Source organism: Enterobacter sp. BIDMC 29 (assembly GCF_019378755.1).
Lineage (GTDB): Bacteria > Pseudomonadota > Gammaproteobacteria > Enterobacterales > Enterobacteriaceae > Enterobacter > Enterobacter ludwigii.
This window is the reverse complement of the sequence record NZ_CP080000.1, coordinates 3,593,949-3,620,629: the sequence shown is the minus strand read 5'-3', so window position 1 is coordinate 3,620,629 and position 26,681 is coordinate 3,593,949. Positions and strand designations below refer to the sequence as shown.

At 56.2% G+C, this 26,681-nt stretch carries 17 protein-coding genes; 13 read left to right on the top strand and 4 right to left on the bottom strand.

Annotated elements, in window-relative coordinates:
* Positions 1 to 18 precede the first annotated feature (18 nt).
* Both gntK and gntU read left to right on the top strand, forming a co-directional pair.
* Entirely contained in the window at positions 19 to 546 is a 528-nt protein-coding gene (gntK, locus tag JTA15_RS16120; RefSeq protein WP_020884556.1) for a gluconokinase, read from the top strand.
* Between the two features lie 3 nt (positions 547 to 549).
* The gene (gene gntU / locus JTA15_RS16115; RefSeq protein WP_014171987.1) at positions 550 to 1,890 is read left to right on the top strand and encodes a gluconate transporter; all 1,341 of its coding nucleotides are present in this window, start codon (positions 550 to 552) and stop codon (positions 1,888 to 1,890) included.
* A 50-nt stretch (positions 1,891 to 1,940) separates the two neighbouring features.
* Here the strand turns inward: gntU and yhgN are convergent, their stop codons facing one another.
* Positions 1,941 to 2,534 carry an NAAT family transporter YhgN gene (gene yhgN / locus JTA15_RS16110; protein ID WP_003861574.1) on the bottom strand — a complete coding sequence of 198 codons (594 nt, stop codon included), beginning with the start codon at positions 2,532 to 2,534 and terminating at the stop codon, positions 1,941 to 1,943.
* 177 nt (positions 2,535 to 2,711) lie between these two features.
* Between yhgN and asd the strand changes: the two genes are divergently transcribed.
* The 6 genes from asd (at position 2,712) to glgP (ending at position 13,415) form a co-directional block, all read left to right on the top strand.
* A complete protein-coding gene (asd, locus tag JTA15_RS16105; protein WP_044866040.1) occupies positions 2,712 to 3,815 on the top strand; it encodes an aspartate-semialdehyde dehydrogenase in 1,104 nt (367 codons plus the stop codon).
* 231 nt (positions 3,816 to 4,046) lie between these two features.
* Entirely contained in the window at positions 4,047 to 6,233 is a 2,187-nt protein-coding gene (gene glgB / locus JTA15_RS16100) for a 1,4-alpha-glucan branching enzyme (protein ID WP_047954779.1), read from the top strand.
* Complete coding sequence (gene glgX, locus JTA15_RS16095; protein ID WP_219372491.1) at positions 6,230 to 8,203, top strand: glycogen debranching protein GlgX; 1,974 nt, start codon at positions 6,230 to 6,232, stop codon at positions 8,201 to 8,203. The genes glgB and glgX overlap by 4 nt, the downstream gene beginning before the upstream one ends.
* A 17-nt stretch (positions 8,204 to 8,220) precedes the next feature.
* Positions 8,221 to 9,516 (top strand): glucose-1-phosphate adenylyltransferase, encoded by a 1,296-nt coding sequence (glgC, locus tag JTA15_RS16090; RefSeq protein WP_020884559.1) that lies wholly within the window; start codon positions 8,221 to 8,223, stop codon positions 9,514 to 9,516.
* The gene (gene glgA, locus JTA15_RS16085) at positions 9,516 to 10,949 is read left to right on the top strand and encodes a glycogen synthase GlgA (RefSeq protein WP_219372490.1); all 1,434 of its coding nucleotides are present in this window, start codon (positions 9,516 to 9,518) and stop codon (positions 10,947 to 10,949) included. The genes glgC and glgA overlap by 1 nt, the downstream gene beginning before the upstream one ends.
* Before the next feature lie 18 nt (positions 10,950 to 10,967).
* The gene (glgP, locus tag JTA15_RS16080; RefSeq protein WP_014171981.1) at positions 10,968 to 13,415 is read left to right on the top strand and encodes a glycogen phosphorylase; all 2,448 of its coding nucleotides are present in this window, start codon (positions 10,968 to 10,970) and stop codon (positions 13,413 to 13,415) included.
* Between the two features lie 87 nt (positions 13,416 to 13,502).
* Here glgP and glpD read toward each other — a convergent pair whose 3' ends face one another.
* Positions 13,503 to 15,011 (bottom strand): glycerol-3-phosphate dehydrogenase, encoded by a 1,509-nt coding sequence (gene glpD / locus JTA15_RS16075; protein ID WP_020884561.1) that lies wholly within the window; start codon positions 15,009 to 15,011, stop codon positions 13,503 to 13,505.
* Positions 15,012 to 15,264: 253 nt separating this feature from the next.
* Here glpD and glpE point away from each other — a divergent pair, with 253 nt between their 5' ends.
* The 3 genes from glpE to JTA15_RS16060 are packed head-to-tail and all read left to right on the top strand — an operon-like array spanning position 15,265 to position 17,250.
* A complete protein-coding gene (glpE, locus tag JTA15_RS16070; RefSeq protein ID WP_020884562.1) occupies positions 15,265 to 15,597 on the top strand; it encodes a thiosulfate sulfurtransferase GlpE in 333 nt (110 codons plus the stop codon).
* A gap of 47 nt (positions 15,598 to 15,644) precedes the next feature.
* The gene (gene glpG / locus JTA15_RS16065) at positions 15,645 to 16,475 is read left to right on the top strand and encodes a rhomboid family intramembrane serine protease GlpG (RefSeq protein WP_106503540.1); all 831 of its coding nucleotides are present in this window, start codon (positions 15,645 to 15,647) and stop codon (positions 16,473 to 16,475) included.
* A 16-nt stretch (positions 16,476 to 16,491) separates the two neighbouring features.
* Complete coding sequence (locus tag JTA15_RS16060; protein WP_008503060.1) at positions 16,492 to 17,250, top strand: DeoR/GlpR family transcriptional regulator; 759 nt, start codon at positions 16,492 to 16,494, stop codon at positions 17,248 to 17,250.
* 84 nt (positions 17,251 to 17,334) lie between these two features.
* Here JTA15_RS16060 and malT read toward each other — a convergent pair whose 3' ends face one another.
* Positions 17,335 to 20,040, bottom strand: coding sequence for an HTH-type transcriptional regulator MalT (gene malT, locus JTA15_RS16055; protein WP_020884564.1), 2,706 nt, complete (start codon positions 20,038 to 20,040; stop codon positions 17,335 to 17,337).
* A 585-nt stretch (positions 20,041 to 20,625) separates the two neighbouring features.
* Between malT and malP the strand changes: the two genes are divergently transcribed.
* Positions 20,626 to 23,019: a maltodextrin phosphorylase gene (gene malP, locus JTA15_RS16050; RefSeq protein ID WP_044857698.1), complete on the top strand. Its 2,394-nt coding sequence runs from the start codon at positions 20,626 to 20,628 to the stop codon at positions 23,017 to 23,019.
* Positions 23,020 to 23,028: 9 nt separating this feature from the next.
* A complete protein-coding gene (malQ, locus tag JTA15_RS16045) occupies positions 23,029 to 25,110 on the top strand; it encodes a 4-alpha-glucanotransferase (protein WP_219372489.1) in 2,082 nt (693 codons plus the stop codon).
* Between the two features lie 52 nt (positions 25,111 to 25,162).
* Here malQ and gntT read toward each other — a convergent pair whose 3' ends face one another.
* Positions 25,163 to 26,479: a gluconate transporter gene (gene gntT, locus JTA15_RS16040; protein ID WP_014171973.1), complete on the bottom strand. Its 1,317-nt coding sequence runs from the start codon at positions 26,477 to 26,479 to the stop codon at positions 25,163 to 25,165.
* Positions 26,480 to 26,681: the final 202 nt, after the last annotated feature.

The following is a 26,681-nucleotide window of genomic DNA, read 5'->3' as shown; positions in this document are numbered from 1 at the left end:
TTGACTGAGGGACACCCTTTGAGCACGACTAATCATGATCACCACGTTTACGTCCTGATGGGCGTTTCCGGTAGCGGTAAATCTGCCGTGGCCAGCGAAGTGGCGCATCAACTTCATGCGGCGTTTCTTGATGGCGACTTCCTCCATCCGCGCAGCAATATCATGAAAATGGCCTCCGGCGAGCCGCTGAACGATGACGACCGCAAACCGTGGTTGCAGGCGCTGAATGACGCCGCGTTCGCGATGCAGCGTACCAACAAGGTCTCCCTGATCGTCTGCTCCGCGCTGAAAAAAACCTACCGCGACCTGCTGCGTGACGGCAACCCGAACCTCTCTTTCATCTATCTGAAAGGCGATTTCGAGGTGATTGAAAGCCGTCTGAAGGCGCGTAAAGGCCACTTCTTCAAAACCCAGATGCTGGTGACGCAGTTCGAAGCGTTGCAGGAGCCGGGTGACGATGAGAAAGACGTCTTAGTGGTTGATATCGATCAGTCACTGGAGGGTGTTGTTGCCAGCACCATCGAGGTCATTAATAAAAGGCAGTAAGTTTTGAGTACATTAACGCTAGTTTTAACAGCAGTTGGTTCCGTATTGCTGCTGCTGTTTTTAGTGATGAAAGCGCGTATGCATGCTTTCGTTGCCTTAATGGTGGTGTCTATTGGTGCAGGTCTCTTTTCCGGTATGCCGCTCGATAAGATCGCAGCGACGATGGAAAAAGGGATGGGAGGCACGCTGGGTTTCCTGGCCATTGTGGTCGCGCTGGGTGCGATGTTTGGCAAGATCCTGCATGAGACGGGCGCAGTCGACCAGATTGCCGTCAAAATGCTCAAATCCTTCGGACACAGCCGTGCGCACTACGCGATTGGCCTCGCCGGTCTGATTTGTGCACTGCCGCTGTTCTTCGAAGTGGCCGTGGTGCTGCTGATTAGCGTGGCGTTCTCGATGGCGCGCCATACCGGCACTAACCTCGTGAAGCTGGTGATTCCGCTGTTTGCGGGCGTGGCGGCTGCGGCGGCGTTCCTGCTGCCTGGGCCTGCGCCGATGCTGCTGGCTTCTCAGATGCACGCCGATTTTGGCTGGATGATCCTGATTGGCCTGTGTGCGGCAATCCCGGGAATGATTATTGCCGGCCCGCTGTGGGGCAACTTCATCAGCCGTTACGTTGAGCTTCACATTCCGGATGACGTCACCGAGCCGCACCTTGGCGAAGGCAAAATGCCGTCCTTCGGCTTCAGCCTGGCGCTGATCCTGCTGCCGCTGGTGCTGGTGGGGCTGAAAACCATCGCCGCGCGTTTCGTGCCGGTGGGGTCTACCGCGTACGAATGGTTTGAGTTTATCGGCCACCCGTTCACCGCGATCCTGGTGGCGTGTCTGGTGGCGATGTACGGCCTGGCGATGCGCCAGGGCATGCCGAAAGACAAAGTGATGGAAATCTGCGGCCATGCGCTGCAGCCTGCGGGTATCATTCTGCTGGTGATCGGTGCCGGTGGCGTGTTCAAACAGGTGCTGGTGGATTCCGGCGTGGGTCCGGCGCTGGGCGAAGCCCTGACCGGCATGGGGCTGCCCATTGCGGTGACCTGTTTCGTACTGGCTGCGGCGGTGCGTATCATCCAGGGCTCTGCGACGGTGGCATGTTTAACCGCCGTGGGTCTGGTGATGCCGGTGATTGAACAGCTTAACTACTCCGGTGCCCAGATGGCCGCGCTCTCAATCTGCATTGCGGGCGGTTCGATTGTGGTGTCACACGTCAACGACGCCGGCTTCTGGCTGTTCGGTAAATTTACCGGTGCGACCGAAGCGCAAACCCTGAAAACCTGGACACTGATGGAAACCATCCTCGGCACGACGGGTGCCATTGTCGGGATGATTGCGTTTACGCTGCTGAGTTAAACCCGGCTAAAAGCAAAAGGACAACGTGAGTTGTCCTTTTTTGTTTTTACCTAGCCCTTCATCCACGCGCGGATCCCGTCCAGGAACATCTGCGTTGCCATCATCACCAGAATCAACCCCATCAGGCGCTCCAGCGCGTTTACGCCTTTCTCACCCAGCAGACGCAGGAACAACGACGACTGCAGCAGAATGATAAACGTCCCGCCCCAGGCAATCAGCAAGGCAATCACCAGATGGCTCATCTGATTGGGGTACTGATGCGACAGCAGCATCAGCGTTGCCAGAATCGTCGGTCCGGCGACAAGGGGAATCGCCAGCGGCACAATAAACGGCTCTTCCCCCGCGGGCAGGCCGCTGCTGCTGCCTTCGGCGCTCGGGAAAATCATCTTAATCGCTATCAGGAACAGGATAATCCCACCGGAAATCGAAACCGTTTCGGCACGCAGATTCAGGAAGGCGAGGATTTTCTCACCGGCAAACAGGAAGATGAACATCACCAGCAGCGCGATAAGCAGCTCGCGGATCATGATCGCCCGACGGCGTTTGGGTTCGGTGTGCTTCAGCACCGACATGAAGATAGGCAGGTTGCCCAGAGGATCCATTATCAGGATCAATAAAACCGCCGCGGATATGATTTCACTCATTAAAATTATCCCTGAAACTCTCTATGGTTATTATGATGATTAGCGCTATTTCTGATTGGCGGGCCATCATCGATTAATTTCGCTTGCGACTTTGGCAGCATTTTGTAATGTGAAGCATATCCCAGTTGAATACTGGTTTGCACAATCAGCACACACCCTCTGCAGGAAAAAAATGCTATGAAAAACGTTGGTTTTATCGGCTGGCGCGGTATGGTCGGCTCTGTTCTCATGCAACGCATGGTTGAAGAGCGCGATTTTGACGCCATCCGCCCGGTCTTCTTCTCCACTTCCCAGCTCGGCCAGGCTGCACCTTCTTTTGGCGGCAGCACCGGTACGTTGCAGGATGCTTTCGATCTGGAAGCGCTGAAGGCACTCGACATTATTGTCACTTGCCAGGGCGGCGATTATACCAACGAAATTTATCCAAAGCTGCGTGAAAGCGGCTGGCAGGGCTACTGGATTGATGCGGCGTCTTCACTGCGCATGAAAGACGATGCCATCATCATTCTCGACCCGGTCAACCAGGACGTCATCACCGACGGCCTGAACAACGGCGTAAAAACCTTTGTCGGCGGTAACTGCACCGTCAGCCTGATGCTGATGTCCCTCGGCGGCCTGTTCGCACAGGACCTGGTGGAGTGGGTCTCCGTGGCGACTTACCAGGCCGCATCCGGCGGCGGTGCGCGTCATATGCGCGAGCTGCTGACGCAGATGGGCCAGTTGCACCACAGCGTTGCGACCGAGCTGACAAATCCGGCCTCCGCTATTCTCGATATCGAGCGTAAAGTCACCGAGCTGACCCGCAGCGGCGAGCTGCCGGTGGATAACTTTGGTGTACCGCTGGCCGGTGGTTTGATCCCTTGGATCGACAAACAGCTGGATAACGGCCAGACCCGCGAAGAGTGGAAAGGTCAGGCTGAGACCAACAAAATACTCAATACCGCGAACACCATTCCAGTTGACGGTCTGTGCGTACGTATCGGCGCGCTGCGCTGCCACAGCCAGGCCTTCACGATTAAACTGAAAAAAGATGTGTCGATTCCGACCGTGGAAGAGCTGCTGGCTGCACACAACCCGTGGGCGAAAGTGGTTCCAAACGATCGCGACATCACCATGCGTGAATTGACCCCGGCTGCCGTCACCGGCACGCTGACCACCCCGGTGGGTCGTCTGCGTAAGCTGAACATGGGGCCGGAGTTCCTTTCTGCATTCACCGTCGGCGACCAGCTTCTTTGGGGCGCAGCCGAGCCGCTGCGTCGCATGCTGCGCCAGCTGGCGTAATAATTTGTTAAACCCCGGGGGGTGATTTTCACCCCCTTTTCCGCGTACTACATGGAGTAAAACGCATATGTCTTATTTTTTATCAGGAGTCATTTAGAGCGTTGGCTATGCTTTAAGGAAGAGTTATTTCTTACCTGAGGTTAGGACGGGGCTGAGAGGATGCCCGTTCAGGTCAAATTAAAGTCGTCCCAGGCGCTAAAAAAGGACGACATAAAAAACAGGATGAATACCATGTCCGATCGTGTGGATAGAGACGTGATTAATGCGCTTATTGCGGGTCATTTTGCCGACCCCTTTTCCGTACTGGGGATGCACCGTACCGAGGCCGGGCTGGAAGTCCGGGCACTGTTACCGGATGCCACAGAAGTGTGGGTTATCGAACCCAAAACCGGCCGCAAGGTCGGCAATCTGGAATGCCTCGATTCTCGTGGCTTCTTTTCGGGCGTAATGCCCCGTCGTAAAAACCCTTTTCGTTATCAGCTTGCCGTTATCTGGCATGGTCAGCAAAATCTCATCGATGATCCCTACAGTTTTGGGCCTCTTTTACAGGAGATGGACGCGTGGCTGCTGTCTGAAGGTACCCACCTGCGACCTTATGAAACGCTGGGTGCCCATGCCGATACGATGGATGGCATCACCGGCACGCGGTTTGCCGTGTGGGCGCCTAACGCCCAGCGAGTTTCCGTTGTCGGCCAGTTCAACTACTGGGATGGCCGTCGTCACCCGATGCGTCTGCGCCGTGAAAGCGGTATCTGGGAGCTGTTTATCCCCGGCGCGCACAACGGCCAGCTGTATAAATTCGAGATGATCGATGCGCACGGCAAGCTGCGTATTAAGTCCGACCCGTACGCCTTCGAAGCGCAGATGCGTCCAGAAACCGCGTCAATGATTTGCGGCCTGCCGGAAAAAGTTGTCCAGAGTGAAGAACGCAAGCAGGCCAACCGCTTTGATGCGCCAATCTCCGTCTACGAAGTGCATCTCGGTTCCTGGCGTCGCCATACCGATAATAACTTCTGGCTCAGCTACCGGGAGCTTGCCGACCAGCTGGTTCCGTACGCGAAATGGATGGGCTTTACCCACCTTGAGCTGCTGCCAATTAATGAACACCCGTTCGACGGAAGCTGGGGTTATCAGCCGACCGGGATGTATGCCCCGACGCGTCGCTTCGGCACGCGCGATGACTTCCGCTATTTTATCAATGCCGCGCACGCCGCCGGGTTAAACGTGATCCTCGACTGGGTGCCGGGCCATTTCCCGTCCGATGATTTTAGTCTTTCAGAGTTTGACGGCACTAAGCTGTACGAGCACAGCGACCCGCGCGAAGGCTATCACCAGGACTGGAACACGCTGATCTACAACTACGGTCGTCGTGAAGTGGCAAACTACCTCGTGGGCAATGCGCTGTACTGGATTGAGCGCTTTGGCATTGATGCCCTGCGCGTTGATGCCGTGGCGTCGATGATCTACCGCGACTACAGTCGCAAAGAAGGCGAGTGGATCCCGAACGAGTATGGCGGCCGTGAAAACCTGGAAGCGATTGAGTTTCTGCGCAACACCAACCGTATTATCGGCGAGCAGGTAGACGGTGCGGTGACGATGGCGGAAGAGTCCACCGACTTCCCTGGCGTCTCCCGTCCACCGTCAACCGGCGGACTGGGGTTCTGGTACAAATGGAACCTGGGGTGGATGCACGACACGCTCGACTACATGAAGCTGGATCCCGTCTACCGTCAGTATCACCATGACAAACTCACCTTCGGGCTGCTCTACAACTACACCGAGAACTTCATGCTGCCGCTGTCGCATGACGAAGTGGTGCATGGCAAAAAATCCATTCTCGACCGCATGCCGGGCGATGCATGGCAGAAGTTCGCCAACCTGCGCGCCTACTACGGCTGGATGTTCGCCTTCCCGGGTAAAAAACTGCTGTTTATGGGCAATGAGTTCGCCCAGGGGCGCGAGTGGAACCACGACACCAGCCTCGACTGGCATCTGCTGGAAGGGGGCGACAACTGGCACCACGGCGTGCAGCGTCTGGTGCGGGACCTGAACCTGACCTACCGTCACCACAAAGCCCTGCATGAGCTTGATTTTGACCCGTACGGTTTCGAGTGGCTGGTGGTGGATGACCATGAGCGCTCGGTGTTTGTCTTTGTGCGGCGGGATAAAGCCGGCAACGAAATTATCGTCGCCAGCAACTTTACCCCTGTACCGCGCCATCATTATCGTTTCGGGATTAACCAGGCCGGCAAGTGGCGTGAAATCCTGAATACCGATTCCACGCACTACCACGGCAGCAATGCCGGTAACGGTGGTCTGGTGCAAAGCGATGCCATTGAAAGCCACGGGCGACCGAATTCCCTGAGCCTTACGCTACCGCCACTCAGCACCATCTGGCTGATCCGGGAGGGGGAATGACCCAGCTTACGGCAGGTAAACCCGAACCGCTCGGGGCACGTTTTGATGGAAAGGGGGTGAATTTCACGCTCTTTTCTGCCCATGCGGAGCGGGTTGAACTGTGCGTATTTGACGGCGAGGGTAATGAACATCGTTACGACCTGCCGTCTCGCACAGGAGATACCTGGCACGGCTACCTGGCCGGGGGACGGCCAGGAATGCACTACGGCTATCGCGTACACGGCCCGTGGGCACCTGCGCAGGGGCACTGGTTTAACCCGGCGAAGCTGCTGATCGATCCGTGTGCGCACCGCGTGGATGGCGAGTTTAAAGACGACCCTATTTTCCATGTCGGCTACGGTGAACCCGACCACCGCGACAGCGCCCCCGTGGCGCCTAAAAGCGTGGTGGTGAACGATCTCTACGACTGGGAAGACGATGCCCCGCCGCGCACGCCGTGGGGCAACACCGTTATCTACGAGGCGCATGTTAAAGGGCTGACGTATCTGCATCCGTCGATCCCGAAAGAGATGCGCGGCACCTACAAGGCGCTCGGTCATCCGACCATGATTACCTACCTTAAGCACCTCGGGATCACGGCCCTGGAGCTGTTGCCCGTCGCGCATTTTGCCAGTGAACCTCGTCTGCAGCGGCTGGGGCTCAGTAACTACTGGGGCTACAACCCGCTGGCGATGTTTGCGCTCGAACCCCGCTATGCCGCTCATCCGGACAAGGCGCGGGACGAGTTTCGTGATGCGGTAAAGGCGCTTCATGCGGCAGGTATTGAGGTCATTCTGGACGTGGTACTGAACCACAGTGCGGAAAGCGATCTCGATGGACCGACGCTCTCCATGCGCGGAATTGATAACCGTAGCTATTATTGGATCAGGGACGATGGCGATTACTTCAACTGGACCGGTTGCGGTAACACGCTCAATCTCAGCCACCCGGCGGTCATGCATTTCGCGTATGAATGCCTGAAGTACTGGGTGGACACGTTCCACGTCGACGGTTTTCGTTTTGATCTGGCACCCGTTATGGGGCGTACGCCGGCCTTCAGTCAGCAGGCGCCGCTGTTTGAAGCGATCAAAAACTGTCCGGTGCTGTCACAGGTGAAGCTCATTGCCGAGCCGTGGGACATCGGTGAAGGGGGTTATCAGGTCGGGAATTTCCCGCCCCTGTTTGCCGAGTGGAACGATCACTATCGCGATGCCGCGCGCCGCTTCTGGCTGGAACGGAATCTGTCGCTGGGGGAGTTCGCCGGACGCTTTGCCGGGTCCAGCGATCTTTTTAAGCGCGATGGCAAACGACCGTCTGCGACGATCAACCTGCTGACGGCGCACGACGGTTTTACGCTCCGGGACTGCGTTTGTTTCAATCAGAAACACAATGAAGCGAACGGCGAGGAGAATCGCGATGGCACTAACAATAACCATAGCTTCAATCATGGTATAGAAGGGTTAGGCGGAAGCCTTGATGTTATCGAGCGGCGACGCGCCAGCGTGCATGCGCTGCTGACAACGCTGTTATTGTCGCAGGGCACGCCGATGCTGCTGGCAGGCGATGAACATGGTCACAGTCAGCATGGTAACAACAATGCGTATTGCCAGGACAACACGTTGACCTGGCTCGACTGGGGTGAAGCGAACAGCGGGTTAATTCACTTTACCGCTGCGCTGATCCATCTTCGCCAGCAAATTCCCGCGCTCACCGCCGATCGCTGGTGGGAAGAGGGCGACGGTAATGTCCGCTGGCTGAATCAAGACGCGCAACCCTTAAGCGCGCAAGAGTGGCAACACGGCGTACCACGCCTGCAAATCCTGCTTTCGGAGAGGTGGCTGGTCACGCTGAACGCGACGGATGACGTCGCTGAGATTGTTTTACCTGACGGGGAATGGCGCGCTGTTCCCCCATTTGCCGGAGCGGATAATCCGGTAGTAATGGCTGTCTGGCACGGGCCTGCGCACGGAGTGTGCGTATTCCAAAGATGATAAAAAAGGAGTTAGTCATGGTTAGATTAGAGAAGAACGATCCCTTAATGTTGGCACGCCAGCTACCATTAAAAACTGTTGCCCTGATACTCGCAGGCGGGCGTGGTACTCGTCTGAAAGATTTGACCATCAAACGCGCCAAACCTGCCGTCCACTTTGGTGGTAAGTTCCGTATTATCGACTTTGCGCTCTCCAACTGCCTGAACTCAGGCATTCGCCGCATTGGCGTCATTACGCAGTATCAGTCGCATACTCTGGTGCAGCACATCCAGCGCGGCTGGTCATTCTTCAGTGAAGAGATGAATGAGTTTGTTGATCTTCTGCCTGCCCAGCAGCGCGTTCACGGTGAGAACTGGTATCGCGGGACGGCGGATGCGGTGACGCAAAACCTCGACATTATTCGCCGTTATAACGCGGAATACATCGTGATCCTCGCGGGCGATCATATCTACAAGCAAGACTACTCCCACATGCTGATCGACCACGTCGAAAAAGGGGCGCGTTGCACCGTGGCATGCCTGCCCGTGCCTGTTGCTGAGGCGACGGCATTTGGGGTGATGCACGTCGACGCCGACGACAAGATTATCGATTTTGTCGAAAAACCGGCGAACCCACCGACAATGCCAGGGGACGATACCAAATCGCTCGCCAGCATGGGGATCTATGTCTTTGATGCCGATTATCTTTACGCGCTTCTGGAAGAAGACGACAAAGACGAAAACTCCAGCCACGACTTCGGCAAAGATATCATTCCGAAAATTACCAAAGCTGGCATGGCGTATGCACATCCCTTCCCGTTGTCCTGCGTGCAGTCTGATCCGAATGCTGAACCTTACTGGCGCGACGTCGGAACGCTGGAGGCCTACTGGAAGGCAAACCTCGATCTCGCGTCGGTGACGCCTGAACTGGATATGTACGACCAGAACTGGCCAATCCGTACCCACATGGAATCGCTGCCGCCGGCGAAATTCGTTCAGGACCGCTCCGGCAGTCACGGCATGACGCTGAACTCGCTGGTGTCCGGCGGATGCATTATCTCGGGGTCGGTGGTGGTGCAGTCGGTGCTGTTCCCCCGCGTGCGCGTGAACTCATTCTGTAATATCGATTCGGCGGTGCTGCTGCCGGATGTCTGGGTCGGACGCTCATGCCGTCTGCGCCGTTGCGTTATCGACCGTGCCTGCGTCATACCTGAAGGCATGGTGATTGGTGAAAATGCGGAAGAAGACGCGCGTCGTTTCTACCGTTCGGAAGAGGGGATCGTGTTAGTAACACGGGAAATGTTGCGGAAGCTGCAGGTCAAACAGGAGCGATAATGCAGGTTTTACATGTATGTTCTGAGATGTTCCCGTTGTTAAAAACGGGCGGTCTGGCGGATGTTCTTGGCGCATTGCCTGCGGCGCAAATCGCCGGGGGTGTAGATACCCGAGTTCTGTTGCCCGCTTTTCCGGATATCCGGCGTGGTATTCCAGATGCAAAGGTGGTCACTCGTCGTGAAACCTTCGCCGGACGCATCACCCTGCTGTTTGGACATTACAATGGCGTAGGCATTTACCTGATTGATGCGCCGCATTTATACGATCGACCGGGTAGCCCGTATCACGATACGAACCTGTTCGCCTATACCGACAACGTGCTGCGTTTCGCACTGCTCGGCTGGGTCGGTGCTGAAATGGCAACCGGGCTGGATCCGTTCTGGCGCCCGAATGTGGTACACGCTCACGACTGGCACGCCGGGCTTGCACCGGCGTATCTGGCGGCGCGCGGCCACCCGGCGAAATCGGTCTTTACCGTTCACAACCTGGCGTATCAGGGCATGTACTATGCCCATCACATGAATGACATCGATCTGCCATGGTCGTTCTATAACATGCACGGCCTGGAGTTTAACGGGCAGATTTCGTTCCTGAAAGCCGGCATCTACTACGCCGATCACATTACGGCCGTGAGCCCGACCTACGCCCGGGAAATTACCCAGACGGAGTTTGGTAACGGTCTGGAAGGGTTGCTGCGACAGCGCCATCGTGAGGGCCGCCTGTCGGGGATCCTCAACGGCGTTGATGAGCAGATCTGGAATCCGGAGACCGATCTTCTGCTGGCGGCACGCTATGGCCGCGATTCCGTGGAAGACAAAGCGGAAAACAAACGCCAGCTGCAGATTGCGATGGGGCTGAAGGTGAACGATAAAGTGCCGCTGTTCGCCGTCGTCAGCCGTCTGACCAGCCAGAAAGGGCTGGATTTAGTGCTGGAGGCGCTGCCGGGCTTACTGGAGCAGGGGGGACAACTGGCGCTGCTCGGTGCCGGCGACCCGGTGCTGCAGGAAGGTTTCCTTGCGGCAGCGGCGGAACACCCCGGGCAGGTAGGGGTGCAGATTGGCTATCACGAAGCGTTTTCGCACCGGATTATGGGCGGTGCTGACGTCATTCTGGTGCCGAGCCGTTTCGAACCGTGTGGCCTGACGCAGCTCTATGGCCTGAAATACGGCACGCTGCCGCTGGTACGTCGTACCGGCGGGCTGGCGGATACCGTATCGGACAGTTCTCTGGAAAACCTTGCGGACGGTATCGCCAGCGGGTTTGTCTTTGAGGACAGTAATGCCTGGTCGCTGCTGCGGGCGATTCGGCGTGCTTTCGTCTTGTGGTCCCGTCCATCTCTGTGGCGTTACGTTCAGCGTCAGGCGATGTCTCTGGACTTTGGCTGGCACGTTGCGGCGCAGTCATACCGCGACCTTTATCAACGCTTGATGTAACGAGGCGAAGTTACTGATATGAATGCTCCTTTTAGCTATTCTTCACCCACGCTCAGCGTTGAGGCGTTAAAGCACTCTATCGCCTATAAGCTGATGTTCACCATCGGGAAAGACCCGGTCATCGCCAACAAACACGAGTGGCTGAACGCCACGCTGTTTGCCGTGCGTGACCGCTTAGTGGAACGCTGGCTGCGCTCTAACCGCGCCCAGCTCTCACAGGAAACGCGGCAGGTTTATTACCTGTCGATGGAATTTTTGATTGGCCGCACGCTGTCCAATGCGCTGTTGTCGCTCGGTATCTATGACGACGTCAAAACCGCACTGGAAGAGATGGGGTTAGATTTAGAAGAGCTGATTGACGAAGAGAATGACCCGGGCCTCGGTAACGGCGGCCTGGGGCGCCTGGCCGCCTGTTTCCTGGACTCGCTGGCGACGCTGGCCCTGCCGGGCCGCGGCTACGGGATTCGCTACGACTACGGCATGTTCAAACAGAACATTGTGGAAGGCCGACAGAAAGAGTCTCCGGACTACTGGCTTGAGTACGGCAACCCGTGGGAATTCAAACGACACAATACGCGCTACAAAGTGCGCTTTGGTGGCCGTATTCAGCAGGAGGGAAAAAAATCCCGCTGGGTTGAGACGGAAGAGATCCTGGCCGTGGCCTATGACCAGATTATCCCCGGCTACGACACCGATGCCACCAATACCCTGCGCCTGTGGAGCGCCCAGGCCAGTAGCGAAATCAACCTCGGTAAATTCAACCAGGGCGACTATTTTGCGGCGGTGGAAGATAAAAACCACTCTGAAAACGTCTCCCGCGTACTTTATCCGGATGACTCGACCTATTCCGGACGCGAACTGCGTCTGCGTCAGGAGTATTTCCTTGTGTCCGCGACGATTCAGGACATCCTGAGCCGTCATTATCAGCTGCACAAAACCTACAGTAACCTGGCGGAAAAAACCGCCATTCACCTCAACGACACCCACCCGGTGCTTTCGATCCCCGAGCTTATGCGTCTGCTGATCGACGAGCACAAGTTCAGCTGGGATGATGCGTTTGAAGTGACCTGCCAGGTCTTCTCGTACACCAACCACACCCTGATGAGCGAAGCGCTGGAAACCTGGCCGGTCGACATGCTCGGTAAAATTTTGCCGCGCCATCTGCAGATTATCTTTGAGATTAACGACTACTTCCTGAAGACGCTGCAGGAGCAGTATCCGAACGATACTGGCCTGCTGAGCCGGGCTTCAATCATTGATGAATCCAACGGTCGCCGCGTGCGTATGGCCTGGCTGGCGGTGGTGATCAGCCACAAGGTGAACGGGGTTTCCGGACTGCACTCGAACCTGATGGTGCAGTCGCTGTTTGCTGATTTCGCGAAGATCTTCCCGACGCGTTTTTGCAACGTGACGAACGGTGTTACCCCGCGTCGCTGGCTGGCGCTGGCTAACCAGCCGCTCTCCGACGTCCTGGACGAACATATTGGCCGCACCTGGCGTACCGATTTGAGTCAGCTGGGCGAGCTTGAACAGCACCTGGATTTCCCGGCGGTGAACAAAGCCGTGCGTGAAGCCAAGCTTCTGAACAAGAAGCGGCTGTCGGTGTATCTTGCGCTGCACCTGAACGTGGTGGCCAACCCGAAAGCGTTGTTTGATGTGCAAATCAAGCGTATCCATGAGTACAAGCGACAGCTCATGAACGTGCTGCACGTCATCACGCACTACAATCGCATCAAAGCCGACCCAACGGCCGACTGGGTGCCACGGGTGAAAATCTTTGCCGGTAAGGCGGCGTCGGCATACTACATGGCGAAGCACATTATTCATCTCATCAATGATGTGGCGAAGGTGGTCAACAACGATCCGGATATCGGTGACAAGCTGAAGGTGGTCTTTGTCCCGAACTACAGTGTGAGTCTGGCGCAACTGATCATTCCGGCGGCGGACCTGTCTGAGCAGATTTCCACGGCCGGTACGGAAGCTTCCGGCACCAGTAATATGAAGTTTGCCCTGAATGGCGCACTGACCATCGGTACGCTGGATGGCGCGAACGTTGAGATGCTGGAGCATGTCGGGGCAGAGAATATCTTTATCTTCGGTAACACGACAGAGGAGGTGGAGGCGCTTCGCAGGAAGGGCTACTCGCCGCGCGAGTACTACGAAGAAGATGAAGAGCTGCGTCAGGTGTTGACGCAAATCGCCACCGGCGTGTTTAACCCTGAAGAGCCGAGCCGCTATCGCGATCTGGTCGATTCACTGATTAACTTTGGTGACCACTATCAGGTGCTGGCGGATTACCGCAGCTATGTCGACTGCCAGGACAACGTGGACGAGTTGTACCGTCAGCAGGAGAAGTGGACCAGCGCCGCGATGCATAACATCGCCAATATGGGCTATTTTTCATCAGACCGTACTATCAAAGAATATGCTGAAACTATCTGGCATATCGATCCCGTGCGGTTATAAAAAAACAGAGCCGGGTGGCGGCTTCGCCTGACCCGGCTTATGCAATCTGCAGGCCCGGGAAGCGTAACGCCACCGGGCTTTTTTACATCACGATGCTAATGACAGCTCACGCTTTCCCGCGTTCTGCGCCAGCCACTGCGCCACGCGCGACTGCTGCTCGGCATCCAGCCACATCCCTTCTTTGGTACGACGCCAGATGGCATCATCCAGGCGGCGCACCCACTCGTTTTCAACCAGATAGCGCAGTTCGGCTTCGTAAAGTTCGTGACCGAAATGTTCACCCAGGTCGGCAAGCGTTTTGGCTTCACCCAGGATCCATTCCGTATTACTGCCGTAGGTACGGGCGTAGTGACGCGCCATCCCTTCGGTGATGAACGGGTAGCGACGGCGCAGTTTCGCGGCATAATCATCGCGGTTATCCCCGATATCGCCGCCAGGCAATACGGCTCCTTTAGTCCAGGCCGGGCCAATGCCTTTGTAGTACGGCACCAGTTTTTCCAGCGCGTGTTCGGCCAGCTTACGATAGGTAGTGAGCTTGCCGCCAAAGACCGACAGCAGCGGTGCCTGGCCGTCCACGTCATGAATATCCAGCGTATAGTCGCGGGTGATGGCCTGCGGTGAGTCCGATTCGTCATCACACAGCGGACGCACGCCGGAGTAAGTCCAGACCACGTCATCGCGTGCCAGCTGTTTTTTGAAGTGCGCGTTATACACTTTCAGCAGGTAGCTGACTTCACTCTCGTCGATCTCGACATTTTTCGGATCGCCTTTGTACTCCACGTCGGTGGTGCCGATGATGGAGAACTCGTCCATCCACGGGATCACAAACACGATACGTTTATCTTCGTTTTGCAGGATATAGGCCTGCTTCTGGGTATGCACGCGTGGCACGACAATGTGGCTGCCTTTGATCAGGCGGATGCCGTACGGCGAAGGCAGGTGCATTCCCTCATCAAAGAACTGTTTCACCCACGGACCGGTGGCGTTTACCAGGCCGCGCGCTTTCCAGCTGAACTTCTCGCCGGTATCCACGTCTTCCGCTTCAACAACCCACAGGCCGTTTTCACGACGGGCAGCCGTGGCGCGGGTGCGGGTTTTCACCTCGCCGCCCTTTTTCACCACCATCTGCGCATTGGCAAGGACCAGACGCGCATCGTCTACCCAGCAGTCGGAATATTCGAATCCGCGCACGATTTCAGGTTTAAGGACCGATTCTGAGCCAAAACGCAAACCGGTCGATCCTGGCAGGCTGGTACGTTTGCCCAGATGATCGTACATAAACAGACCGATTCGAATCATCCACGCCGGACGCAGATGCGGGCGGTGGGGCAGGCGAAAGCGCATCGGAATCGCCAGATGCGGAGCCATTTTCAGCAGCACTTCACGTTCGGCCAGGGCTTCGCTGACCAGGCGGAATTCGTAGTGTTCCAGGTAGCGCAGGCCACCGTGGATCAGTTTGGAGCTGGCGGACGAGGTCGCGCAGGCGAGATCGTTAGCTTCCAGCATCAGCACGGATAAACCGCGTCCTGCAGCATCGGCCGCAATCCCGGCACCGTTGATGCCACCGCCTATCACAATCAGATCTTTGGTTTCCATAACACCCTCACGCACTTTCGTTAAAGCTCAGAAATGTTCGATATCGCTCATAATAGCAAAGGAACGCGCTTTTGGTAACATCAAAAAAACAATTTAGAGTGATATGGATAACATAATGGCGTTTACCCGCCGCCAGGACGTACACTACGGGGTAAAATAGTGCCGCTTGATGCCCTCGCCCAACCGTCTCACTTCAGGAGAGAGTGGGGGGTGAGAGGAAGCGCACCACACCTGAATATAAGATGAGAGCACCATGGATCAGTTTGAATGTATTAACGTAGAAGAAGCCCATCAGAAAATGCACCAGGGAACGGCTGTGCTGGTGGACATCCGCGATCCACAGAGCTTTGCGATGGGCCACACGCCAGGCGCGTTCCACCTGACCAACGACTCCCTGGGCGCGTTTATGCGCGATAACGACTTCGACACGCCGGTGATGGTCATGTGCTACCACGGCAACAGCAGTAAAGGTGCAGCGCAGTACCTGCTTCAGCAGGGCTACGATGCGGTTTACAGTGTCGATGGCGGCTTCGATGCCTGGCATCGTCATTTCCCGGCAGAAGTTGAATACGCGTTTGAGCGCTGATACCGCTATACTGTCCCCTTTTGTGTGGAAATAAGCGACGGCTGCCCATGTTGATGATCACCTCTTTTACCAACCCGCGCGTCGCCCAGGCGTTTGTCGACTATATGGCGACGCAGGGCGTTATTCTGACCATCCAGCAACATCATCAGACCGATGTGTGGCTGGCCGACGAGAGCCAGGCCGCGAGGGTAAATGAGGAGCTGGCGCGATTCCTTGAGAACCCTGGCGACCCGCGCTATCTGGCCGCAAGCTGGCAATCAGGCCAGACGGACAGCGGGCTGCACTATCGCCGTTTTCCCTTCTTTGCCACCGTGCGCGAACGCGCGGGTCCGTTTACGCTGCTGCTGATGGCGGCCTGCATTATCGTGTTCATTATGATGAACGTGGTCGGCGACCAGAGCGTCATGATCGCCCTGGCATGGCCCTATGACCCTTCACTGGACGTTGACGTCTGGCGCTATTTTACCCACGCGCTGATGCACTTCTCGGTGATGCATATTCTCTTTAACCTGCTGTGGTGGTGGTACCTTGGCGGTGCCGTCGAGAAGCGTCTGGGCAGCGGGAAGCTGATTGTGATCACCGTCATCAGTGCCCTGTTGAGTGGCTATGTGCAGCACAAATTCAGCGGCCCGTGGTTTGGCGGATTATCAGGTGTTGTGTATGCCCTGATGGGCTATGTCTGGCTCAGAGGTGAGCGCGATCCTGAAAGTGGCATCTATCTGCAACGCGGGTTAATAACCTTTGCGTTAATATGGCTAATTGCCGGATGGTTTGATCTGTTTGGTATGTCTATCGCCAATGGTGCACACGTCACCGGGCTGGCCGTTGGGCTGGCGATGGCGTTTGCCGACACGCTCCATGCGCGAAAACGAACATAATTCTCAGGGATAATTGATGAAACAAACACAACGTCATGACGCCATTATCGAACTGGTTAAAAAACAGGGATATGTCAGCACCGAAGAGCTGGTCGAGCAGTTTGCCGTCAGCCCGCAGACCATTCGTCGTGACCTGAACGACCTTGCCGATCAAAACCGTATTCTGCGCCACCACGGCGGGGCGGCGCTGCCGTCCAGCTCGGTCAACACCTCATGGCATGACCGTAAAGCCACGCAAACGGCGGAGAAAGAGCGCATTGCGCGGAAAGTCGCCAGCCAGATCCCTAACGGGGCGACGCTGTTTATTGATATCGGCACCACGCCAGAAGCGGTCGCCCATGCGCTGCTGGATCATGAAAACCTGCGCGTCGTGACCAATAACCTGAATGTCGCGAATACCCTGATGCAGAAAGACGATTTCCGCATCATCCTTGCGGGCGGCGAGTTACGTAGCCGCGACGGCGGCATCATCGGTGAAGCGACGCTCGACTTTATCTCTCAGTTCCGTCTCGATTTCGGCATTCTCGGGATCAGCGGTATCGACAGCGATGGCTCCCTGCTGGAGTTTGATTATCATGAAGTCCGCACCAAGCGCGCGATTATTGAGAATTCACGCCACGTTATGCTCGTGGTGGACCACTCCAAGTTTGGCCGTAACGCGATGGTGAATATGGGCAGCATCAGCATGGTTGATGCGGTTTATACCGACGTGATGCCGCCGGCAGGCGTGATGCAGGTGATTAAGGATAATAATCTGCAGCTGGAACTGTGCTGACGTAAAAGCAAAACGGCAACCGAAGGTTGCCGTTTTTAGTTTCTGCAAAACAGGCCCGGGTAAGGGCACCCACGCGCACCAGAATTACACGCCGTACCCCATCATCTTCAGCAATTGCTGTGCATGCTGCACCGCATCCTGACGATGGGCGACGCCCAGCTTCTGATAGAGATTGCGGATATGGGTTTTGATGGTGGTCGCTGCCACCGCCAGTTCACCGGCGATCTGCTCGTTGCTGTAGCCTGAGTAGATCAGCCCCAGCACCTGCCATTCGCGCTGAGTGAGCGGGCTGGTGCGGATCAGTTCCGGTACTTCCGGATGGTTCAGCAGACGTTCAACGAAGTTCTCATCAAAGTGCGCAAACTTATGGCGATGGTGCTGGTTAATCTCGCGCAGAATACGCTGGGCACGATGCTGATCCAGCTCTGGCAGCGTATTGAGTTGAATCAATTGTCGCAGCTGCTGGGCCATCACTTCACCTTCAATGACAAAGTGGCTGATAAACCCGGTGCGGTTCGCCAGCTGCAGCGCTTCCAGCAGGACGCGCTGGGCATCGTTTTTGCGGCCCGCCTGCCAGTAAAGCTGGTTCAGCAGAAGCAGGTTGCGGTTGAGATCGCTCATCAGCCGCAGGCTGCGGGCGTTTTCATTAAGCTCTTCCAGCACGATTTCGGCAGGTTCTAATTCACCGAGCAGGATCTGGACGCGGGCAATGTTGCGCCACTGGCTCTGCAGGAAGTGGTTGTTGGCAAATTCCGGTTTAGGGGTCTGACGTAACCAGTTGGCGGCGGATTTTTTGTCGCCGGTCATCTGCCAGTAAATCACCCGCACCTTATCGGCGTTGGACACCCAGTCGCTGTGGTACTGACCGTTACCGAGCAGGTTTTCCAGACGGTTAAGGTGGTTGCGGGCGTTATCGAGATCGCCACGCGCCAGCGAGCACTGAACCAGCAGCGCCAGACACTGCAATTGCTGCTGTGGCTGGAAGCTGGAGAGAACGTCCACACCCTGACGGGCGCAGCTTTCCGCTTCATCCAGACGCGACCATGCCCAAAGGAGCTGTGCACGAATGCGCAGCAGGAACTCGTGCATCGGCAGCTGTTCCAGATGCTGCTCACGAATCAGCTGGAAGGCCTTTTCCTGATTTTCCCAGGCGGCCTGCAGGAACCCCTGCGCAAACAAAATTTCACTTTGCTGGATCAGGCTCCACAGCGCGTAATGCCAGACATCGTGGCGGCGGGCCATCTGTTCAGTTTGTTGCATGAGCGAAAGGGAGCGCGTCAGCTCGCCTTTGCAGTGCAGAACTTCACCGTGTACCGAGGTGGCCACAATACGGCTGTAGAAATTGGCCAGCGGCAGTTCATCCAGCGCAACCATCGCCAGGCGCTCCGCCTCTTCCGGGTCACCGTCGTTAATCGCCACCTGCGCTCGCAGGGCGTTGAATTCGCCGTGCAGGGTGGCATCCATATCGCTTTCCATCTCCTGCTCGGCACGTGCCAGCAGGGTATTTACTTCACTGTAGCGATGCTGGCTCTGCATCAGCCAGGCCTGCAGCAGCACCAGGCGCGGATTCTCCAGCAGGCTCTCCCACGGCAGGGCTTTCAGTGACTCTTCAAGCAACGTCAGCTCGCTGTGGTTAAACAAGCCCCATGCGTGGTTAAGGAGGATATCGCGCAGCATGCCGGCATCACCGGCGGCAAGCGCGTGGTGAATCGCCTCGCTCGGGAAACCTTGTGCCATCCAGCTTTCGGCGGCGGCGCGATGGATTTCAGGCAGTTCCGTCGCAAGCTCCCACTGACAGCGCTGGCGCAGGAAGCTGCCAAACAGTGGGTGATAGCTGAACCACTCGCCGGGATCGTCCATTCGGGTCAGGAACAGGCCCTGGCGCTCAATCTCTTCCAGCTGCAGCTGACCGTTTTCACAGCCGGTCACGCGCACGATCAGCGCGTCGTTCATGGAACGCAGCAGAGAACTTTTGAGCAGGAAATTTCGGGTCGACGGATCAACGCTGTTCAGCACTTCGTCGACGAGATAATCAGAAAGATGGCTCGCGTTAATCCCCGCCAGGCGACGCGCAGACTGGTGCGTCGGGCTGTTATTTTGCCGGGCAGAGAGAGCAATCAGCTGCAGCGCCGTCGCCCAGCCGGCGACATCATCACACAGGCGGCTGCTTTCGGAGGCCTCAATTGGCGAGTTCAGTCGACAGTCAAAGAACTGTTTGGCTTCCTGATGGGTAAAGGCCAGCTGCTGGCTGCCGACTTCCAGCAGCTGATCGCGCACGCGCAGGTTGGCGATGCCCAGTTGCGGCAGGTTACGCGACAGCACGACCAGGGTCAGGTTTTCCGGCTGATGACGCAGGAAGAAACGCATCGATTCATGGATAACCGGGTTAGTGATGAGATGATAATCATCAATCACCACGTACAGCGGGCGATGCCATTCGGCCAGTTCGATAAACAGCTGTGAGAAAAGGGAAGACAGACTGGCGTACTGGCGCTTTTGCACCATGACCTCACTGGCGACGCAGTGTCCGTTGGTTGCCTGCTGAATGGCGGCAATCAGATAGCTGGCAAAACGCTCTTGCTGGTTATCGCCCTCATCAAGGGAGTACCAGCCAAGGTCGCTCTTACCTGCGGCCCATTGCGAAATGAGCGTAGTTTTTCCATAACCTGCAGGGCTCGTAACCAGCGCCAGTCGGAAATTATGCGCGCCGGAAAGTTTAGCCAGCAGACGCTCGCGGACCACTGTATGGTCAAGACGAACCGGGCGACTTAATTTAGACGGAATCAACATAGTTTTCACTTCACTGTGGGGAACGAGAGAATTTATTTTTTTTGCGCTTCGTAATTAATAGCTATAAGGTCGGCCAGAAAGAGAACTATTGCAAGTTATGTCTGGGTTTTGTGGCTCTGAATTTGCACTCTGTCACAAAACATTCAGGCGAGTACCGGAACTTTTCCAGAATGGCTTTAACACCGCGTCAGCGCTGGCTTGTCCCAGTGTCACACGGTTACGCTGAAACTGGTTTCAGAAAGGTATAGTGACGTCAAATTTAATAAAGTTCGGGTAAAGTTGAGTGAGATTAATAATCCCCTTAGGTAAGGCCCCATTGCAGAAATATTATTCTGCGTAAGTAATCATTTCGGCGCGGATTAATTTCATCCGAAACTGTATTTCATTTTTTTGACATTCTCCCCGGTTATCTTTTTTTCTTCCTGGCACACTCACACTATGCTCTCAGAGTGGCCTTGATCACACTTTTATGCTCATCCCCGCTACTCCTCCCTGCCTAATCCCCTGCGGGATGAGGAAGAGGCGAAATGAGCCTGGCACACTAGCGCCAACATGTGTTTTCTCTCTACAGGATGCCAATTCCCTATGTCACAGCCTACCTTTAACAAAGCTCAATTCCAGGCTGCCCTGACGCGTCAGTGGCAGCGTTTTGGCCTTCACGCTGCAAACGAGATGACGCCTCACCAGTGGTGGCAGGCAGTGAGCGGTGCGCTCGCGGAGCAGCTGGATGCTCAACCGTTGGCAAAACCGACGAAAGACCAGCGCCACGTTAACTACATCTCAATGGAGTTCCTGATTGGCCGTCTGACAGGTAATAACCTGCTGAACCTCGGCTGGTATCAGGAGGTGGGTGATGTGCTGAAAGAGCATGACATTAACCTTACCGACCTGCTGGAAGAAGAGATTGACCCGGCGCTGGGTAACGGTGGTCTGGGACGTCTGGCGGCCTGTTTCCTTGACTCGATGGCCACCGTCGGTCAATCGGCCATTGGCTACGGTCTGAACTACCAGTACGGCCTGTTCCGTCAGTCGTTTGCTGATGGTCATCAGATGGAAGCGCCGGATGACTGGCACCGCAATACTTACCCCTGGTTCCGCCACAATGCACAGCTTGATGTGCAGGTAGGCATTGGTGGTAAAGTCACGAAGCAGGGGCTGTGGGAGCCTGCGTTTACCCTGACCGGCGAAGCCTGGGATCTGCCGGTGCTGGGCTACCGTAACGGCGTGGCGCAACCGCTGCGTCTGTGGCAGGCAAAGCACGCTCATCCCTTCAACCTGACCAAATTCAACGACGGCGATTTCCTGCGTGCCGAGCAGCAGGGGATCGACGCTGAGAAACTGACCAAAGTCCTTTACCCGAACGACAACCATCTGGCGGGCAAGAAACTGCGTCTGATGCAGCAGTACTTCCAGTGTGCCTGTTCCATTGCGGATATTCTGCGTCGTCATCACCTGGCGGGCCGCAAGCTGGCGCAGCTGCCGGACTTCGAAGTGATCCAGCTTAACGATACGCACCCGACGATTGCGATTCCTGAACTGCTGCGCGTGCTGATTGACGAGCACCAGCTGAGCTGGGATGACGCGTGGGCGATCACCAGCCGTACGTTTGCCTATACCAACCACACCCTGATGCCTGAAGCGCTGGAGTGCTGGGATGAGAAGCTGGTGAAAGCCCTGCTGCCGCGTCATATGCAGATCATCAACAAGATTAACGACGCGTTTAAAAAGCAAGTGGATAAAACCTGGCCGGGCGACAAAGCGGTGTGGGCGAAGCTGGCTGTGGTCCATGACAAACAGGTGCGCATGGCGAACATGTGCGTGGTGAGCGGTTTTGCGGTGAACGGTGTGGCGGCGCTGCACTCGGATCTGGTGGTGAAAGACCTGTTCCCGGAATACCACCAGCTGTGGCCGACCAAATTCCATAACGTGACCAACGGCATCACGCCGCGTCGCTGGATTAAGCAGTGCAACCCGCTGCTGGCCGGCCTGCTGGACAAAACCCTGAAGAAAGAGTGGGCCAACGATCTGGACCAGCTTATCAATCTGGAAAAGTATGCCGACGACGCGGCATTCCGCGAGCAGTACCGCGCCATTAAGCTCGAAAACAAAGTGCGTCTGGCGCATTTTGTCAAAGCGCGTACCGGGATTGAGATCAACCCGAACGCCATTTTCGATATTCAGATCAAACGTCTGCATGAGTACAAACGCCAGCACCTGAACCTGCTGCACATTCTGGCGCTGTATAAAGAGATCCGCGAGAACCCGCAGGCTGACCGCGTACCGCGCGTGTTCCTGTTTGGGGCGAAAGCCGCACCGGGCTACTACCTGGCGAAAAACATTATCCTCGCCATTAATAAAGTGGCCGCGGCCATCAATAACGATCCGAAAGTGGGTGACAAGCTGAAGGTGGTGTTCCTGCCGGACTACTGCGTCTCTGCAGCTGAGATGCTGATCCCGGCGGCGGATATCTCCGAGCAGATCTCCACGGCAGGGAAAGAAGCTTCCGGTACCGGCAACATGAAGCTGGCGCTGAACGGTGCGCTGACCGTCGGTACGCTCGACGGCGCGAACGTCGAGATCGCCGAAAAGGTGGGGGAAGAGAACATCTTTATCTTCGGCCATACCGTCGAAGAAGTGAAAGCCCTCAAAGCCAAAGGTTACGACCCGGTGAAATGGCGTAAGAAAGACAAAGTTCTTGATGCGGTTCTGAAAGAGCTGGAAAGCGGGAAATACAGCGATGGCGATAAACATGCCTTTGACCAGATGCTGCACAGCATGGACAAACACGGCGGTGACCCGTATCTGGTCATGGCGGACTTTACGGCCTATGTGGACGCGCAAAAACAGGTCGACGTGCTGTATCGCGACCAGGAAGCGTGGACCCGGGCGTGCATTCTGAACACCGCCCGCTGCGGGATGTTCAGTTCTGACCGCTCAATCCGTGATTATCAGGCTCGTATCTGGCAGGCAAAACGCTAAGGAAGCGCGATGGAGAGTAAACGTCTGGACAGTGCCGCGCAGGCGGCGGGGATCAGCCTCAGTTACATTAATGCTCACGGCAAACCACAGTCTATTGGCGCCGACACCAAAAGACGTTTGCTGGATGCCATGCACAAGACCGACGCGAAAGCGTCGGTTGCTCCGGTGCCGAACGTGAAGGTGTTTACCGCCGGTAAAAAGATGCCGCTAACGGTAAACGGGCGCGGCGAATTTAGCTGGCTGCTCACGACCGAAGAGGGGCAACAGCACAAAGGCCACGCCACCGGTGGCAAAGCGCTTAACCTTCCGGCAAAACTGCCGGAGGGCTATCACACGTTAACCCTCACGCAGGACGACCAGCGTTTTCATTGTCGGGTGATTGTTACGCCAAAACGCTGCTATGAGCCGCAGGCGTTGCTCGAGGGTAAAAAGCTGTGGGGGGCCTGCGTGCAGCTCTACACGCTGCGCTCTGACAGCAACTGGGGTATCGGCGATTTTGGCGACCTGAAAAAGATGCTGGCGGATGTGGGCGAGCGCGGCGGTGCGTTTATCGGCCTCAACCCCATTCATGCGCTCTATCCGGCGAACCCGGAAAGTGCCAGTCCGTACAGCCCGTCATCCCGTCGCTGGCTGAACGTGATTTACATTGACGTGAATGCCTTAGACGATTTCAAAAGCAGCAAAGAGGCGCAGGCGTGGTGGAACCTCACGACCACTCAGCAGGCGCTGAAGCAGGCGCGCGAGACGGACTGGGTAGACTATGCCACCGTCACCGCACTGAAAATGGCCGCATTACGTCTGGCGTGGAAAGGTTTTTCGCAGCGTGATGACGAGCAGATGTCGGCTTTCCGCCAGTTTGTAGCTCAGGAAGGCGAGAGCCTTTACTGGCAGGCGGCGTTCGATGCATTGCACGCTTATCAGGTAAAAGAGGACGAAATGCGCTGGGGCTGGCCGGTATGGCCGGAAGCGTATCAATCTGTCGATACGCCCGAAGTGCAGGCGTTCTGCAAAAAATATGCTGACGAGGTGGACTTCTTCCTCTGGCTGCAGTGGCTGGCTTACAGCCAGTTTGCCGCCTGCTGGCAGGTGAGCCAGGGCTATAAAATGCCGATTGGTCTGTACCGCGATCTGGCCGTTGGCGTGGCAGAAGGCGGGGCGGAAACCTGGTGTGACCGCGAGCTTTATTGCCTGAAGGCCTCCGTGGGCGCACCGCCGGATATTCTTGGCCCGCTCGGCCAGAACTGGGGTTTGCCGCCGATGGATCCGCACGTCATGGCTGCGCGGGCTTACGAGCCGTTTATCGACCTGCTGCGCGCCAACATGCAAAACTGCGGCGCGCTGCGAATTGACCACGTGATGTCCGTCCTGCGTCTGTGGTGGATCCCTTATGGTGAAACGGCTGACCACGGCGCGTATGTACAGTATCCGGTTGACGATCTGCTCTCGATCCTGGCGCTGGAGAGTAAACGTCATCAGTGCATGGTGATCGGCGAAGATCTCGGTACCGTGCCGATTGAGATTGTCAGTAAGCTCCGCGACAGCGGCGTTTACTCCTATAAAGTGCTCTATTTTGAAAACGACCATGAGAAAACCTTCCGCGCGCCGAAAGCGTACCCTGAACAGTCAATGGCAGTCGCGACGACGCATGACCTTCCTACGCTTCGTGGCTATTGGGAAAGCGGCGATCTGACACTCGGTAAAACGCTGGGTCTGTATCCGGATGAAGAGGTCTTACGTGGGCTGTATCAGGATCGCGAGCTGGCGAAGCAAGGGTTGCTTGATGCGTTACACAAGCATGGCTGCCTGCCGAAACGCGCCGGGCATAAGGCATCACTGATGTCGATGACGCCTACGCTCAACCGCGGATTGCAGCGCTATATCGCCGACAGCAACAGTGCCCTGCTGGGTCTGCAGCCGGAAGACTGGATTGATATGGCGGAGCCGGTGAACATTCCGGGTACCAGCTATCAGTACAAGAACTGGCGTCGCAAATTGTCCATCACGCTTGAGAAGATGTTTGCCGATGACGGGGTGAACAGGCTGATTAAGGATTTGGATAAGCGCAGAAAAGCGGTGGGTAAAACGCGGTAGTCTCACAGAGAGAAGAAAGCCGGGTAAGCGCAAGCTACCCGGCTTTTTGATATCAGATAACCATGTTCAACAGCAGAACCCCGACCAGACCACATACCGAAATAATGGTTTCCAGTGCAGACCAGGACTTGATGGTTTCACCGATAGTCAGGTTGAAATATTCCTTGAACAGCCAGAAGCCCGGATCGTTCACGTGAGAGAAAATCACGCTACCGGAACCTACCGCGATAACCATCAGCTCAGGGCTCACGCCCGTCGTCGCAATCAGCGGCGCAACGATACCACCGGCGGTGATTGCTGCAACGGTTGCAGAGCCGAGCGCGATACGCAGCACCGCAGCGATAGACCACGCCATCAGCAGCGGTGACACATTGGTTTCATGCATCATGGCCGCGATGTATTTATCCACGCCGCTGTCGACCAACACCTGCTTGAACGCACCGCCACCACCGATAATCAGCAGCATCATGGCAATGATTTTGATGGAAGAGGTCAGCGTGTCGTTAATCTGATCCATTGAACGACCACGGTTCAGGCCGAAGGTGAACATCGCAATCAGCACCGCAATCAGCGTCGCCATCACCGGGTCGCCCAGGAATTCGGCAACGGACAGGAACGGGTGGCCTTTTGGCAGGATCATTTCCGCCACGGCACGCATCGCCATCAGGATGACCGGTACCAGAGAGGTCCAGACGCTGACGCCAAAACCAGGCATCTCTTCTTCCGTGAAGGTTTTCGCGCTGTACAGACCTTCCGGGATAGGCTTATCAATCCCTTTCAGGAAGCGGGCATAAACCGGGCCGGCCAGGATCACCGTCGGGATTGCCAGAATCGTACCGAACAGCAGGGTTTTACCCATATCGGCATGGAAGATGGTGGCGATCGCGGTTGGACCCGGGTGTGGTGGCAGGAAACCGTGCGTAACGGACAGCGCGGCGGCCATCGGTACACCGACATACAGCAGTGGAATGTTCGCTGCCGCTGCGATGGTGAACACCAGTGGCAGCATCAGCACGAAGCCCACTTCATAGAACAGTGCAAAACCGACGGTAAACCCGGTTAACACGACCGCCCACTGGATATTCTTCTTACCAAATTTGGCAATCAGCGTGGTGGCAATACGCTGGGCGCCCCCACAGTCCGCCAGCATTTTGCCGAGCATAGCGCCAAAGCCCATGATCAGTGCCAGGCTACCGAGCGTGCCGCCGACACCGGCTTTAATGGAGCTGATGACTTTCACCAGCGGCATCCCTTGCATCAGACCGACTGCAAGTGCCACCAGAACCAGAGCGATAAACCCGTTCATTTTGAACCGGATCATCAAGAGCAGTAATAACACAACACCGATAGCAACGATGACTAATGGCATGATTTACCTGGCCTTTGAATTGTTATGGGTAACGTCATTGTTTCAACGACAAATTCCGATTGTCCCAACTGGGAACAGAGTGTTAACGGCACTAATACTGTTGCCTTGGAAACTATTAAGTTTAGTCGGCTGTTATGAAGGTGCTTAGTGCCCACGAGAATGATACGGGTAACATGTCGTGGTTGAGAATCACCCTGGGGGG

Excerpts from the sequence above, each read along its gene's own strand:
- yhgN (WP_003861574.1), bottom strand. The coding sequence starts at position 2,534 with ATGAGTGAAATCATATCCGCGGCGGTTTTATTGATCCTGATAATGGAT.
- asd (WP_044866040.1), top strand. The coding sequence starts at position 2,712 with ATGAAAAACGTTGGTTTTATCGGCTGGCGCGGTATGGTCGGCTCTGTT.
- glgB (WP_047954779.1), top strand. The coding sequence starts at position 4,047 with ATGTCCGATCGTGTGGATAGAGACGTGATTAATGCGCTTATTGCGGGT.
- glgX (WP_219372491.1), top strand. The coding sequence starts at position 6,230 with ATGACCCAGCTTACGGCAGGTAAACCCGAACCGCTCGGGGCACGTTTT.
- glgC (WP_020884559.1), top strand. The coding sequence starts at position 8,221 with ATGGTTAGATTAGAGAAGAACGATCCCTTAATGTTGGCACGCCAGCTA.
- glgA (WP_219372490.1), top strand. The coding sequence starts at position 9,516 with ATGCAGGTTTTACATGTATGTTCTGAGATGTTCCCGTTGTTAAAAACG.
- glgP (WP_014171981.1), top strand. The coding sequence starts at position 10,968 with ATGAATGCTCCTTTTAGCTATTCTTCACCCACGCTCAGCGTTGAGGCG.
- glpD (WP_020884561.1), bottom strand. The coding sequence starts at position 15,011 with ATGGAAACCAAAGATCTGATTGTGATAGGCGGTGGCATCAACGGTGCC.
- glpE (WP_020884562.1), top strand. The coding sequence starts at position 15,265 with ATGGATCAGTTTGAATGTATTAACGTAGAAGAAGCCCATCAGAAAATG.
- glpG (WP_106503540.1), top strand. The coding sequence starts at position 15,645 with ATGTTGATGATCACCTCTTTTACCAACCCGCGCGTCGCCCAGGCGTTT.
- JTA15_RS16060 (WP_008503060.1), top strand. The coding sequence starts at position 16,492 with ATGAAACAAACACAACGTCATGACGCCATTATCGAACTGGTTAAAAAA.
- malT (WP_020884564.1), bottom strand. The coding sequence starts at position 20,040 with ATGTTGATTCCGTCTAAATTAAGTCGCCCGGTTCGTCTTGACCATACA.
- malP (WP_044857698.1), top strand. The coding sequence starts at position 20,626 with ATGTCACAGCCTACCTTTAACAAAGCTCAATTCCAGGCTGCCCTGACG.
- malQ (WP_219372489.1), top strand. The coding sequence starts at position 23,029 with ATGGAGAGTAAACGTCTGGACAGTGCCGCGCAGGCGGCGGGGATCAGC.
- gntT (WP_014171973.1), bottom strand. The coding sequence starts at position 26,479 with ATGCCATTAGTCATCGTTGCTATCGGTGTTGTGTTATTACTGCTCTTG.